Source organism: Nocardioides sp. GCM10027114 (assembly GCF_042659625.1).
In the GTDB taxonomy this organism is placed as follows: Bacteria; Actinomycetota; Actinomycetes; order Propionibacteriales; family Nocardioidaceae; genus Nocardioides.
In genome coordinates this window covers 18811-33025 of sequence record NZ_JBHSSS010000007.1, presented here as the reverse complement: position 1 = coordinate 33025, position 14215 = coordinate 18811, and the positions used below count along the sequence as shown (strand labels likewise).

Below are 14215 nucleotides of genomic sequence, written 5' to 3'. Positions count from 1 at the left end.
GCGCGGGTCAGGACGCCAGCGTGCGGGCGTAGTCGACGACCGTGGCGACGGCGAAGCCGGTGCCGCCCGGGGTGACGTGGCCGTAGGCGGAGCCGGTGTGGAACGCCGGGCCGGCGATGTCGAGGTGGGCCCAGGGCACGCCGTTGGTGAACTCCCGCAGGAACGCGGCCGCGAACAGCCCGCCGCCCCAGCGGACCCAGTCGTGCTGGGCGAGGTCGGCGATCTTGCTGCTCTTCACGCGCTCGACCATCTGCTCCGGGATCGGCATCGGCCACTGCGCCTCGCCGGCCGACTTGCCGGCGGCGACGACCGCGTCGACCACGTCGTCGCTGCCGAGCACTCCGCCGACCCGCTCGCCGAGCGCCAGCACCATGTGGCCGGTGAGGGTGGCGACGTCGAGGATGACGTCGGGCTCGAGCTCGGTCGCGCGCACCAGCGCGTCGGCCAGGATCAGCCGGCCCTCGGCGTCGGTGTTGAGCACCTCGACGGTCTTGCCGCCGTACATCTTCAGCACGTCGCCGGGGCGGGTCGCGGCGCCGGAGACCATGTTCTCCGCCATCGGCGCGAAGCAGGTGACCTTGACCGGCAGCCCGAGCGCGGCGATCGCGAGCGTCGCCTGGACGACCGCGGCGGCCCCGGCCATGTCGCACTTCATGGTGTTCATGCCGGTGGCCGGCTTGATGCTGAGGCCGCCGGAGTCGAAGGTGACGCCCTTGCCGACGAGGGCGAGGTGGCTCTTGGCGCCCTTGGGGGAGTAGGTGATCTCCACGAGTCGCGGCGGGGCCGAGGAGCCGGCGCCCACGCCGAGGATGCCCCCGCAGCCGAGCTCGGCCAGCGACTTCTCGTCGTGGACCTTGACCGAGAGCTTGGGGGCGCCGCGGCCCTTCCCAGCGGCCTTGACGGCCTCGGTCACGGCCTCCGCGAAGAGCGGCGGGGTGAGGTCACCCGGAGGGGTGTTGACCCAGTCGCGCGTGGCGGCGATCGCCGCCGCCACGACCTGGGCGTCCTCGAACGCCGCGGCGACGTCCTTCTTGCGGGCCGACGGGCTGAGGACGGTCACGGTGCCGACGGCGGGCTCGTCGTCGGACTTCTTCTTGTACGCCGTGAACGTGTAGCCGCCGAGCGTGTAGCCCTCGGTGACCGCGCGGACCTGGCCGGCGGTCTCGGCGGGCAGCGCCACGGTGACGGTGCCGGAGTTGGTGACCGCACGGGCGGCGGCGCCGGCGGCACGGCGCAGAATCTCGTCGTCGAACTCCTTGCCGAGGCCGACGAGGACCAGCAGCGGCGAGGAGAGGGTGCCGGCAGTGGGCACCTTGTGGACCTCGCCGGCCTTGCCGGTCACGCCGAGGGTGGCGAGCAGCGGCTGGAACTTGCGGCCGTAGGCCTTGGCGACGTCCTCCCCACCGGGGGCGACGCGGGCGCCCTTCTCGTCCTGCACGATCCCCACGACCACGGCGTCGGCACGCGTCTTGGAGGGGCTGGCACTGCGGAGGTTGTACGTCGTCACCGGGGCAGGATAGCCAGCCGTGATCCAGCGCACTCCTGCGGTAGGTTCCTCGACATGAACGACTCGCTGCTGCAGTCCCCGCTGCACGACCGGCACGTCGCCCTCGGAGCCAAGTTCGCGGAGTTCGGCGGCTGGTCCATGCCGCTGGAGTACGCCTCCGGGGTCGTCAAGGAGCACACCGCCGTCCGGGAGGCCGTCGGCGTCTTCGACGTCAGCCACCTCGGCAAGGCGATGGTCGTCGGCCCGGGGGCCGCGGCGTACGTCAACGCCACGCTGAGCAACGACCTCGGCCGGATCGAGCCGGGCCAGGCGCAGTACACCCTCTGCTGCGACGACGCTACCGGCGGCATCGTCGACGACCTGATCGCCTACCTCCACAGCGACGAGCGGGTGCTGCTGGTCCCCAACGCCGCCAACACCGCCGAGGTGGTGCGCCGGCTGCGCGAGCAGGCGCCCGAGGGGGTCGTCATCCACGACCACCACACGGAGTACGCCGTCCTCGCGGTGCAGGGCCCGAAGTCCGACGAGGTGCTCGACGCCATCGGCCTGCCGACCGGCCACGAGTACATGTCGTTCGTCGAGGCGGAGTTCGGCGAGGCCGGCGTCGTGGTCTGCCGCACCGGCTACACCGGTGAGCGCGGCTACGAGCTGATCGTCCGCAACGACACCGCCGGCGCCCTGTGGGACGCGCTGATGTCGGCGGGTGAGGAGCACGGCATCCTCGCCTGCGGCCTCGGCGCCCGCGACACGCTCCGCACCGAGATGGGCTACCCGCTGCACGGCCAGGACATCTCGCTCGACGTCACCCCCAGCCAGGGCCGGGTCGGCTGGGCCGTCGGCTGGAAGAAGGACGCCTTCTGGGGCCGCGACGTGCTGCTCGCGGAGAAGGAGCGCGGACCCGAGCGGGTGCTGCGCGGGCTCGTCGCGGTCGGCCGGGGCATCCCGCGGCCCGGCATGAGCGTGAGCCTGACCGCGGACGTGCCGCTGTGCCAGATCACGTCCGGGACCTTCTCGCCGACGCTGAAGAAGGGCATCGGGCTGGCGCTCGTGCCGACCTCGGTCGCGTCCGACGCCGAGGTCGGCGTCGACATCCGGGGCCGGCGCGAGATCTTCCAGCTCGTGAAGCCGCCGTTCGTCGACACCTCCGTCCGCGAGTCCTGACTCCTGCCGCCCGCTGTCCGTCACCCAGCCGAGGAGCCGCCCCGTGAACCTTCCCGACCCGCCGTCGACCTTCCGCCAGTCCTCGTCCACCGAGCGGCCGTGGTGGTGGCGGCTCGAGGACGCGTCGGGTGAGGAGGTCACGGTCGGTGGCGAGCTCGCCGGGCAGCGGTTCTCCAGCCAGGCCGACGCCGAGTCCTGGGTCGGGGAGATCTGGGCCGACCTGGCCGACGAGGGCGTGGACGCCGTGACGCTCTTCGAGCACGACCGGCAGGTCTACGGCCCGATGTCGCTGCACGCGTGAGCCTGCGCTGACCCGGGCGCCGTCCATCCAGCACGGTGGCGACACCGAATACCTGCAGGATGATGGGTGCAGGAGCGGGAGGTGAACCGGTGGGTGACCAGAGCGACTTCACCTCGTACGTCGTCGCCCGCTGGCCGGTCCTCGTCCGCACGCTGGTGGTGGCGGGGGAGGAGCCCGCTGCTGCGGAGGTCGCGGCAGTCGAGGGCCTGTCGCACTGCCTCATCGGCTGGGACGAGGTCCCGCACGGCGACGTCGACGTGTGGGTCCACCGGCACCTGTTCGCGGCGGCCGGCCCGGGGGGCGACGACGCGGTGCGTGTGGCGGCGCTGCTCCACGTCGCGGACCTCGACAAGGGCCAGGTCGCCGAGGTGCTCGGGATCGACCTCGGGGAGGTCGGCACGGCCCAGCGGGCGGGGCCACCCGCGGACCAGGTCCGCGCCCGAGCGGCCGAGGTGGTGGTCGGTCAGCCACGGGTCATGGAGGCCATCGCGCTGGCCCGGGCCCGGCGGGCACGCCGGCTCCGGTGGACGCTGGCCGTGCTGGTGGCGCTGCTGCTCGTCGGCGGACTCGCCACCTGGGTGACGAGCCGCGCCGCACCACCGCTCGAGGACGCCGAGGTCACCCGGCTGGCCAACCCCGCCGACATCGAGTGGTTCGCCGGCGGACGGCTGCAGCTGGAGCAGGTCGCCCTCGACCTGCCGCAGGTCGAGCACCTCGTGACCGTCACGCAGGGTGTCGTGTACACCGACACCGAGGGCCGGGTCGTCCACGTGCGGCCGGACGGCGAGCAGGCCCAGCTGGGGTGGGCGGAGCCCGACGGCCGGGTCGTGTCGTCGTCGCTGGGCGGCTGGGTCGCGTGGGTGGACCGGGCCCGCTCCGAGATCATCTTCTTCAACACCGTTCGCGACGAGGAGATCGGGCGGCTCCGCCTCGAGAGCGACGTGGAGCTCGTCGCCATCGACCAGGGACTCGTCTACGGGAACGACGATGACGGATCGTGGCGGTGGAGCCCCTCGTGGGACACGGCCCAGCGCGTCTCGGACGAGACGCTCCTGGACGTCGCCTCGACGGTCCGGGTCACCAGGGCGTCCGGGGTGGCCCTCCGGGTCACGCAACCGGTCTTCGGCCGGGAGGTGATCGTGCCGGGAAGTGACGCCATGCTGTCGACCGACGGCGACTTCGTGCTGACGGGGTCGGGGCCCGGGGGCGACGCCCGGCTGTCGATCTGGTCGACCAGGACCGGCCAGCGGATCGATGTCTCGATCGGCTCGCAGTTCCGGGTGCTGGCCGGCACCTTCGGACCGGGCGACACGGTCTTCTACATCGTCGCCCTCCGCAACCACGAGTCCGGGCCCGACCGCTACGTCCGGCTCTCCGAGACCGGCCCCCACCTCCTCCGCACCTGCCGGATCGCCACCGGCGACTGCCAGACCGTCGCCCAGGTCCCCAACAGCCGCGGCCGCCCGGTCCTCCCCGGCTGAAGACGCCGGCAGGTGCGCAGGGCGGCGACCCACGGTGGTCGAGCCGTCGAGACCCAGCGGTGCAGGGCGGCGGCCCAACGGCGGTCGAGCTCGTCGAGACCCAGTGGCACCGGTGGTTGAGGTGCGAGCGCAGCGAGCCTCGAAACCCCCGCAGCCGAGGCAGGGCGGCGATGTAGCCGGTCGAGCTCGTCGAGATGCGTTGCCTCGGTGGTCGGGGCCCTGCCTCCCTTCCGGGGCTTCGAGGCTCGGCGCCGGGGCGCCTCGCACCTCAACCACCGGCTCGGGTTGCGGTCTGCGATTTCTTTACCTTGTTCTTTCCCCAGATGGCCTCAACCGCGGGCTTTTCGGGCCGGGACTGTCGGTGGTCGCTGCTTGAGTAGACCCATGACAGCGACCACGGTCTCCACCTCTGCGGGCGACAGCCCCGTCGAGGTGCTGGCCTTCGCCCGGGACCGCCGACAGGCGGCGCAGGTGGCTGAGGCCGAGCTGTTGGTGGCGGCGGTCGGGTGGGCGGTCCAGCACCCCGCGGAATCCCTGGTCGAAGCGGCGGGGTTCGAGCTCGACGGGTCCGAGACCACGGTCCCGATCGCCGGCGAGGGCACCCCGCTGATCACCGAGTTCTGCGTCGCCGAATGGGCCGCCTCCTTGGGGATGTCGACCGACGCCGGCCGCGCCTACTTGGGTGAGGCGGTCGAGCTGCGCTACCGGCTCCCGCGGCTCTACCGACGGGTGGTCCACGGGGACCTGCCGGCGTGGCGGGCCCGCCACACCATCGCGCTCAACCCCGACGCGGCGGAGTTCGTGGACCGGCACGTCGCCCACGTGGCGCACAAGATCAGCCTGGCCCGGCTCAAGGACCTGATCGACGAGGCCATCGCCCGCCACGACCCCGCCCTCGCCGCCGAGCGGTTCAAGGCCAAGGCCGACCACCGCGGCTTCGACATCCACCTCGACCAGGCCACCCTCGACGGGACCGTCGATGTCCACGGCGTCCTCGACGCCGCCGACGCGATGGATCTCGAGCACGCGGTGGCCGACCTCGCCACCCAGCTCCGCCACCTCGGCTCCGACGAGTCCCTCGACGTCCGCCGCTCCAAGGCCGTCGGGGAGCTCGCCCGCGGCGCCCAGACCCTCGACCTCACCGGCAGCAATGAGGAAGAGCCGGAGTCAGGCTCTCCGCGGCGGCTGCACCGCCGCCCGACCCGTCGCCGCAAGATCAGCCTCGTCATCCACCTGTCCGAGGACGCGGTGGTCGGTACAGGCCCGCTGGGCCGGGTCGAGGGCCTGCGGTGTCCGGTCACCACCGACCAGATCAGGACCTGGCTCGCCGCACCCGAGGCCCAGATCGTCGTGAAGCCGGTGGTCGACCCGTCCGGCTGCGCACCGGTCGGCGCCTACGAGGTCCCGGACCGGCTGGCCGACCTGGTCGACGACCGGGACCACCACTGCGTGTTCCCGTGGTGCACCCGCAAGGCCAGGTCCTGCGACCACGACCACGTCGTGCCAGACAGTCGCGGCGGTCCGACCTGTCGGTGCAACCTCGCCGCACTCTGCCGCAAGCACCACCGACTCAAGACCCACGGCGGCTGGACCCACACCCACGTCGACGACGGCACCTTCCTCTGGCGCTCACCCCACGGCCACACCTACCTCCGCGACGAGACCGGCACCCGCGACGTCACCCCCGACCCCGCCGCAACCCGACGCCGCATCGTCGAGGCGCACCGGTCCGCGGATCCGCCCGAGGAGTAGCTGCCCCGCCCCACACCCCGCCAGGCACGGCTCGGCGGGGGCACGGGCATGTCACCACGCCTGTTTCTGGGTCTCGACGGGCTCGACCACCGTGGGGTCGCCGCGGGGTGGCTAAGGTCCGAGCATGCGGTTCAGCCAGGTCGACGTCTTCTCCGCGCACCCGCTGATGGGGAACCCGGTCGCGGTGGTGCACGACGCGGGGGAGGTGAGCGAGGAGACGATGCGGGCCTTCGCGCGGTGGACCAACCTGTCGGAGACGACGTTCCTGCTGCCGCCGACGGACGAGGCGGCGGACTACCGGCTGCGGATCTTCACGCCGGAGGAGGAGCTGCCGTTCGCCGGGCACCCCACCCTCGGCAGCGCCCACGCCTGGCTCGAGGCTGGCGGGAAGCCGGGGGAGGACGGCTTCGTGATCCAGGAGTGCGGGGCCGGGCTGGTCCGCATCCGTCGGGGCGAGCGGCTGGAGTTCGCGGCGCCGCCGCTGATCCGGAGCGGGCCGGTCGACGACGAGGACCGCGGCCGCGTCCTGGCGGCGCTCCGCCTCGGCGAGGACGACGTGGTCGACATGGCCTGGATCGACAACGGCCCGGGCTGGGTGGGGGTGCTGCTGGAGGACGCCGACCGGGTCCTGGCGCTCGACCCCGACTGGGCGGCATTCGACGGCCTCGACATCGGCGTGGTCGGCCCGCGCCCGGCGGGGAAGGAGACGGCGGCCGAGGTCCGCGCCTTCTGCCCCGGCCTCGGCATCACCGAGGACCCGGCCACCGGCAGCCTCCACGCCGGCCTTGCGCAGTGGCTCGCGGGGGACCGCCTCCCTACGTCGTACGTCGCGGCACAGGGCACCGCGCTCGGCCGTGCGGGCCGCGTCCACGTGGAGGTCGAGGGCGACACGGTGTGGGTGGCCGGGGACACGCTGACTACCATCTCCGGCGACGTCCGCCTGTGAGGGCCCGCGGGGCCCTGTTGAGGAGCCCCCGTTGAAGACCCCGTTCACCACCGCCGCCATGCGCACCACTGGGCGCACCACTGCTCGCACCACGAAGCTCGCCCGAGCGGGAGTGGCCGCCGGCCTGCTGACCGCGCTCGCCGGCTGCGGCGGCGACGACGCCTCGCCGGCCGCCGAGGGCCCCACCGCCATCGAGATGCCGGTCTCCGGCAACTCCCTGCTCGTCGCCGGGACGCCGGACGAGGTCGGCGACGTGCGCTTCGAGGGGACGCCCCGCTTCGTCAACGGCTGCCTGGGCGCGGAGGCCGGCTCGGCCGAGGGCCTCAAGAACTACCTCGTGGTCTGGCCCGACGGCACCACCGTCGCGGGCGCGGAGGACGACTCGCTGGTCCTCGACGGCGACGTCCTCGAGCCCGGCTCGTCCTTCGTCGGCAAGGGCATCGAGGTGTCGGGCCAGCCGTTCCCGGACGAGTTCCCCGACATCCCGATCCGCTGCCTGGGACCCAACCAGGAGAACATCTGGTGGGTGCAGGAGATCGAGGAGATCACCGAGTAGTCTCGCCGACGTGCGGCAGTACCTCGACCTCCTCCAGCGGATCCTCGACGACGGCGTCGAGAAGGGCGACCGCACCGGCACCGGCACGCTCAGCGTGTTCGGTCACCAGATGCGCTTCGACCTCGGCGAGGGCTTCCCGCTCGTCACCACGAAGAAGATCCACACGCGCAGCGTCTTCGCGGAGCTGCTGTGGTTCCTCCGCGGCGACACCAACGTCAAGTGGCTCCAGGACCGGGGCGTGACGATCTGGGACGAGTGGGCCGACGAGCAGGGCGACCTCGGTCCCGTCTACGGCTACCAGTGGCGGTCGTGGCCGACCCCCGACGGCCGGCACGTCGACCAGATCGCCCAGCTGCTCGAGCAGATCCGGCAGGACCCGAACAGCCGCCGCCACGTCGTCAGCGCCTGGAACGTCGCCGACATCCCGCAGATGGCGCTCGCGCCGTGCCACACGCTGTTCCAGTTCTACGTCGCCCCCTCCGAGTCCGGGCGCGGCCGGCTGTCCTGCCAGCTGTACCAGCGCAGTGCCGACGTCTTCCTCGGCGTGCCGTTCAACATCGCGAGCTACGCGCTGCTGACCCACATGGTCGCCCAAGTCACCGACCTCGAGGTGGGCGACTTCGTGCACACCCTCGGCGACGCGCACCTGTACACCAACCACCTCGAGCAGGCCCGGCTGCAGCTCACCCGCGAGCCGCGGCCGCTGCCGACGCTCCACCTCGACCCGTCGGTCCGCGAGCTCGACGCCTTCGACCTCGACCACATCCGGGTCGAGGGCTACGACCCCCACCCGGGCATCAAGGCGCCGATCGCCGTATGAGCCCAGAGTGAGCGCGGTATGACCACCCCGCGCGGCAAGCGGGTCGTCCTCGTCGCGGCCGTCGCCCGCAACGGGGTGATCGGCAACGGCCCCGACATCCCCTGGCGGCTGCCCGGCGAGCAGGCCGAGTTCAAGCAGCTCACCCTCGGCCACACCCTGCTCATGGGGCGCACCACCTTCGACTCGATCGGCCGCCCGCTGCCCGGTCGCACCACCGTGGTCCTCACCCGCGACCCCGACTGGCGCCACGACGGCGTGCTGGTCGCGCACGACCTCGACGCCGCCCTCGCCCTCGCCGACGGCCTCGACGGCGACTGCATGGTCGTCGGCGGCGCCCAGGTGTACGCCGCCGCGCTGCCGCACGCCGACGAGCAGGTCCTCACCGAGGTGCCCCTCGAGCCCGAGGGCGACGTGCACTACCCGGACTTCGACCGGTCGCAGTGGCGCGAGGTCCGGCGCGACCACGGCGACGCCTACGACCGGGTGTGGTGGACCCGCGCCTGACTCCCGCGGGCCGGCGCCCGGCGGATGTGGGCGTGGCCGGCCGGAGCGATAGCCTGTGCCAATGACCTCGCCAGCCCCCTTCGGCCGCATGCTGACCGCGATGGCCACGGCGTTCAAGGACGACGGCTCGGTGGACCTCGAGGGGACCGCCCGCATCGCCGCCCACCTCGTCGAGCACGGCAACGACGGCGTCGTCGTGTCCGGCACCACCGGCGAGTCGCCGACCACCAGCACCGAGGAGGACGGCCAGATCCTCGCGGCCGTCAAGGACGCCGTCGGCGACCGTGCCTCGGTCATCGCCGGCGTCGGCACCAACTCCACCGCCCACTCGGTGGAGCTGGCGCGCCAGGCGGCCAAGGTCGGCGCCGACGGAGTGCTGCTGGTCACTCCCTACTACAACAAGCCGTCGCAGGCGGGTGTGCTGCAGCACTTCCGCACCGTCGTGGAGGTCAGCGACCTGCCCGTCATGCTGTACGACGTGCCGCCGCGCACCGTCACGGCCATCTCGCTTGACACCTACGCGGCGATGCGCGAGCTCCCCCAGGTGGTCGCCGTCAAGAACGCCACGGGTGACATCCCCGGCACGGCCCACCTGGTCGACCTCGGCTACGCCGTCTACTCCGGCGACGACGCCGCCACGCTCGGTTACCTCGCCTACGGCGGCTGCGGCCTGGTGTCCGTGGTCGGTCACGTGGCCGGTGAGCAGCTCAACGCAATGATCGAGTCGTTCCTGGCGGGCAAGCACGACGAGGCGCTGCGCATCCACACCGCTCTCCAGCCGGCGTTCGACGCCGTCATGGGGGTGCCGAACTACGGCGCCACCACCGCCAAGGCTGGCCTCCAGCTGCTCGGCGTGCTCGACAACCGCAACGTCCGCGGGCCCCTGGTGCCCCTGGACGACCACGAGGTGGCCGCGCTGCGCGAGGGACTCGCCGCCGCCGGCCTGCTGTGACGAAGGAGCCTCCTTGAGCCACCCGCACCCCGATCTCTCCGCGCCCGGCGAGCTGCCGAAGGGAGGGCTGCGGGTCATCCCCCTGGGCGGGCTCGGCGAGATCGGTCGCAACATGACCGTCTTCGAGTACGACGGCCGGCTGCTGATCGTCGACTGCGGCGTCCTCTTCCCGGAGGACCACCACCCGGGCGTCGACCTGATCCTCCCCGACTTCGACCCGATCCGGGACCGGCTCGACCAGGTCGAGGCGCTCGTGCTGACCCACGGCCACGAGGACCACATCGGCGCCACGCCATACCTCCTGCGCGAGCGCGACGACATCCCGCTGGTCGGCTCCGAGCTGACCCTGGCCCTGCTCGGCAGCAAGCTGCGCGAGCACCGGCTCAAGGAGACGGTCCACCACGTCGTCAAGGAGGGCGACCGGATCAGCTTCGGGCCCTTCGACCTCGAGTTCGTCGCGGTCAACCACTCCATCCCCGACGCGCTGGCGGTCGCCATCCGCACCGGCGCCGGGCTCGTGCTGCACACCGGCGACTTCAAGATGGACCAGCTGCCGCTCGACTCCCGCATCACCGACCTGCGCGCCTTCGCGCGGCTCGGCGAGGAGGGCGTCGACCTGTTCATGACCGACTCGACCAACGCCGAGGTGCCGGGCTTCACGACGGCCGAGCGGAGCATCGGGCCGGTCCTCGACCGGGTCTTCTACCAGAGCAAGCAGCGCATCATCGTCGCCTGCTTCGCCTCCCACGTGCACCGCGTCCAGCAGGTCCTCGACGCCGCCGTCGAGCACGGCCGCAAGGTCGCCTACGTCGGTCGCTCGATGGTGCGCAACATGGCCATCGCCCGCGACCTCGGCTACCTCACCGTCCCGCCGGACGTGCTGGTCGACGCCAAGGACCTCGCCGACCTGCCGCCCGAGAAGCAGGTGCTGATCTCCACCGGGTCGCAGGGCGAGCCGCTGTCCGCGCTGAGCCGGATCGCGCAGCGCAACCACAACTTCGTGCACATCGAGGAGGGCGACACGGTCGTCCTCGCCTCGAGCCTCATCCCCGGCAACGAGAACGCCGTCTACCGCGTCATCAACGGCCTCTCGCGGTGGGGCGCGAACGTCGTGCACAAGGGCAACGCCCTCGTCCACGTCAGCGGCCACGCCAGCGCCGGCGAGCTGCTCTACTGCTACAACATCGTCCGGCCGCGCAACGTGCTGCCGATCCACGGCGAGATCCGCCACATGCGGGCCAACGCCGAGCTCGCCCGCCTGACCGGCGTCCCCGACGAGAACGTCGTCATCGCCGAGGACGGCGTGGTCGTCGACCTCGTCGACGGCCGGGCCACGATCGCCGGCAAGGTGGACTGCGGCTACGTCTTCGTCGACGGCTCCTCCGTCGGCGACATCACCGAGACCTCGCTCAAGGACCGCCGGATCCTGGGCGAGGAGGGCTTCATCTCGGTGATCGTGGTCGTCGACTCCGTGAGCGGCAAGGTGGCCGGTGGGCCGGAGATCCACGCCCGCGGCTTCGCCGAGGACGACTCGACCTTCGACGACATCAAGCAGCCGATCATCGACGCGCTCGACCGTGCGGTCCGTGACGGCGTCGACGACTCGTACCAACTTCAGCAAACCGTGCGCCGAGTCGTGGGACGCTGGGTCAACAACACGCACCGGCGGCGTCCGATGATCATCCCGGTGGTCATCGAGGCCTAGTCACGGCCAAGAAGGGGATCGATGACGGCGAGGGAGATGACGCACGCCGAGGGTGTGCGCCGGCTGGCGGAGCTGATGCGCCGGGTGAACTCGCCGAACGACCTGGGGGACGTGCTCCAGGAGGTCGCCCACGGCGTCGTGGAGGGTCTCGGCTACGGCGTCGCCGCGATCTCGCGGCTCGAGGGCGACACCCTGGTGATGGTCGCCGTGGCGGGGCCGGAGGAGGTGCGCGAGGCGATCATCGGCCGGCGCACCCCGTCCTCCGACATCTTCGACGAGTTCGCCGCGGCCGACCAGTGGGGGATCCTGCGCTACGTGCCCCACGGCCGCGTCCCGACCGAGGCCTACAACAACCTGTGGATCCCGGACTTCGAGCCGGACGACGACCCGGAGAGCTGGCACCCGCTCGACGCCCTCTACGCCCCGCTGTACTCCGCCGACGGTGTCATCCTCGGCAACATGTCGGTCGACCTGCCGCCCGACAACCGGATCCCCAACCAGGAGCAGCGCGACCTGCTCGAGATGTTCGTCGTGCAGGCCGGGCTGGCGTTCGCCAACGCCCAGCAGCGCGAGAAGCTCGCCGAGCAGGTCCGGCTCGGGCAGGCCCTCAAGGAGGTGGCGCTCGCCGGCTCGCTGGGCGACCTCGATGCCGTGCTCGCCGAGGCGGCCGCCGCGCTCCACCGGGGGATACCGACCGCGCAGGTGTCGATCCGCTGCTACCGCGACACGACGGAGAACCAGGTCGAGCACGCTGCGGGGTTCCCGCTGGAGAACCCGTCCAGGGCACCCGTCCCGTCGCTGCGCGGCGACCTGCTCGCGCACGTCGCGCAGCGTGGTCCCCGGCCGATCGTCGTCGACGTCGAGGGGCCGGGCTGCGAGCTGCTCCCGAACAGCTGCGGCGACCTCGCGGACCTGATGGGGGCGAACGGCTGGGCCCGGCTGGTGATCGCGCCGCTCGGGGCCGGCGCGGAGACGCTGGGCTACCTCGGCGTCAAGCGCACCCGCGACCAGCCCGAGTTCAACCAGGCGGAGCTCGACGCGATCCACGAGGCGAGCCGAGAGCTGGGCCGGCTCGTGCTCGAGGCCCGGGTCCGCGAGACGGAGCGCCGGCTGGTCGCCGAGCTGCAGGAGGTCGACCGCTACAAGGGCGAGCTCATCGCCACGATCTCCCACGAGCTGCGGACTCCGCTCACCTCGATCGTCGGCCACGCCGAGATGCTCGAGGACACCGCGGCACCGGCGTCGTCGGTGGCCGCCATCACCCGCAACGCCAACCGCCTCCACCGGCTCGTCGACAACCTGCTCAACTACGTGCGGGTGCAGGACCGGCGCGAGCAGGCGAGGTGCCGGATCGACCTCGTCGAGGTGTGCCGCAACACCGTCGAGATGCTGGCGATCCAGGCGGAGGTCGCCGGCGTCGAGCTCACGCTCGAGGCACCCGACGAGAAGCTGCTGGTGGTGGGCGACCCCGACGAGCTGCCCCGGGCGATCGACAACATCTGCAGCAACGGCGTGAAGTACACCAAGCCCGGCGGCAGCGTGGTCGTCCAGGTGTCCCCCGTCGGCGACCACGGTCAGGTGCGGGTGACCGACACCGGCATCGGCATCGCGCCCAGCGACCAGGGGCGGCTGTTCTCCGCCTTCCACCGCTCGTCCAACCCGGAGGCCCTCACCATTCCCGGCACGGGCCTGGGCCTCGCGATCGCGCGGCGGATCGCCGAGCTCCACGGTGGCACCATCGAGGTGCGCTCCGAGCTCGGCCGCGGCAGCACCTTCACGCTGCGGGTGCCGCTGCCGGAGTAGGCCCGCCCGAGTGGCCGTCGGGCCACCCGTCACACCTTGGTCAGCACGCCGAGCACGATCAGCGCCTGCCCGACGTGGTAGGTCACCATCAGCACCAGCCGGGCGTGGGGGAGCGGACGCACGAAGCGGTCGATCGACAGGATCGAGTCGCTGGCGACGAAGATCGTGGCGCCGAGGGCCACCAGCGGCTCCCCGGTCAGCCACGCGGTGACCAGCATCGCGCCGATCACGCCGGAGTACGCCGCCACCATGATCCCGGCGGTCCCGCCCGCGGCCCGCAGCACGCCCGGCACGACGTCCCGGGTCGCGACGAGGGCGACGACGAGGGGCACCAGCCCGAGCCACGCCCACGCCGGCCGAGGCAGCCCGAGCGCCACGAAGCAGGCCACGTAGGCCAGGTGGCCCACCAGGAACGCCGCCACCCCCGCCTTGAACCGCGCGACCGTGTCCGACAGCAGCGCGATGTCGCCCAGCAGTCCGAAGAGGAGCGCGACCAGCAGCCACCACCCGGTCCCGCTCCCGGCGGCGCCGAGGACCAGCGCCGTCACCATCAGCGACGTGAGCACCGCGGGTTTCGCCCACCGCTCGGTACGCCGGTCGTCGCGCGCCACGGCATACCAGTCGACGAGGGCGAGGACGGCAGGGAGCGCCCAGATCAGCTCGGGAGACACCCGCGCAGCATGGCAGAGCCCGGGCCGCCGGGCGGCCGGCCCGGCGACACGCTCCT

13 protein-coding genes are annotated in these 14215 nt (G+C 72.3%); 11 read left to right on the top strand and 2 right to left on the bottom strand.

All coding sequences use genetic code 11. From position 1 onward, the window contains the following. Positions 1-7 precede the first annotated feature (7 nt). Positions 8-1507 carry a leucyl aminopeptidase gene (locus ACFP2E_RS04190; protein ID WP_378521368.1) on the bottom strand — a complete coding sequence of 500 codons (1500 nt, stop codon included), beginning with the start codon at positions 1505-1507 and terminating at the stop codon, positions 8-10. Between the two features lie 54 nt (positions 1508-1561). Here ACFP2E_RS04190 and gcvT point away from each other — a divergent pair, with 54 nt between their 5' ends. The 11 genes from gcvT (at position 1562) to ACFP2E_RS04135 (ending at position 13488) form a co-directional block, all read left to right on the top strand. Further along, positions 1562-2668, top strand: a complete 1107-nt coding sequence (gcvT, locus tag ACFP2E_RS04185) for a glycine cleavage system aminomethyltransferase GcvT (RefSeq protein ID WP_378521369.1) — start codon at positions 1562-1564, stop codon at positions 2666-2668. A gap of 43 nt (positions 2669-2711) precedes the next feature. Next, positions 2712-2969 (top strand): hypothetical protein, encoded by a 258-nt coding sequence (locus ACFP2E_RS04180; protein WP_378521370.1) that lies wholly within the window; start codon positions 2712-2714, stop codon positions 2967-2969. A gap of 89 nt (positions 2970-3058) precedes the next feature. Beyond that, entirely contained in the window at positions 3059-4450 is a 1392-nt protein-coding gene (locus ACFP2E_RS04175; protein ID WP_378521371.1) for a hypothetical protein, read from the top strand. Positions 4451-4834: 384 nt separating this feature from the next. Next, positions 4835-6202 carry an HNH endonuclease signature motif containing protein gene (locus ACFP2E_RS04170; protein ID WP_378521372.1) on the top strand — a complete coding sequence of 456 codons (1368 nt, stop codon included), beginning with the start codon at positions 4835-4837 and terminating at the stop codon, positions 6200-6202. Between the two features lie 124 nt (positions 6203-6326). Next, complete coding sequence (locus ACFP2E_RS04165; RefSeq protein WP_378521373.1) at positions 6327-7148, top strand: PhzF family phenazine biosynthesis protein; 822 nt, start codon at positions 6327-6329, stop codon at positions 7146-7148. A gap of 31 nt (positions 7149-7179) precedes the next feature. Beyond that, entirely contained in the window at positions 7180-7704 is a 525-nt protein-coding gene (locus tag ACFP2E_RS04160) for a hypothetical protein (RefSeq protein WP_378521374.1), read from the top strand. Between the two features lie 10 nt (positions 7705-7714). Continuing rightward, a complete protein-coding gene (locus ACFP2E_RS04155) occupies positions 7715-8524 on the top strand; it encodes a thymidylate synthase (RefSeq protein ID WP_378521375.1) in 810 nt (269 codons plus the stop codon). A gap of 18 nt (positions 8525-8542) precedes the next feature. Further along, complete coding sequence (locus ACFP2E_RS04150; protein WP_378521376.1) at positions 8543-9028, top strand: dihydrofolate reductase; 486 nt, start codon at positions 8543-8545, stop codon at positions 9026-9028. Positions 9029-9089: 61 nt separating this feature from the next. Then, complete coding sequence (dapA, locus tag ACFP2E_RS04145; protein ID WP_378521377.1) at positions 9090-9980, top strand: 4-hydroxy-tetrahydrodipicolinate synthase; 891 nt, start codon at positions 9090-9092, stop codon at positions 9978-9980. Between the two features lie 13 nt (positions 9981-9993). Next, positions 9994-11685, top strand: a complete 1692-nt coding sequence (locus ACFP2E_RS04140; RefSeq protein ID WP_378521378.1) for a ribonuclease J — start codon at positions 9994-9996, stop codon at positions 11683-11685. A gap of 21 nt (positions 11686-11706) precedes the next feature. Then, the gene (locus tag ACFP2E_RS04135) at positions 11707-13488 is read left to right on the top strand and encodes a sensor histidine kinase (RefSeq protein WP_378521379.1); all 1782 of its coding nucleotides are present in this window, start codon (positions 11707-11709) and stop codon (positions 13486-13488) included. 29 nt (positions 13489-13517) lie between these two features. Here ACFP2E_RS04135 and ACFP2E_RS04130 read toward each other — a convergent pair whose 3' ends face one another. Next, positions 13518-14159 carry a lysoplasmalogenase gene (locus ACFP2E_RS04130; protein ID WP_378521380.1) on the bottom strand — a complete coding sequence of 214 codons (642 nt, stop codon included), beginning with the start codon at positions 14157-14159 and terminating at the stop codon, positions 13518-13520. Positions 14160-14215 lie beyond the last annotated feature (56 nt).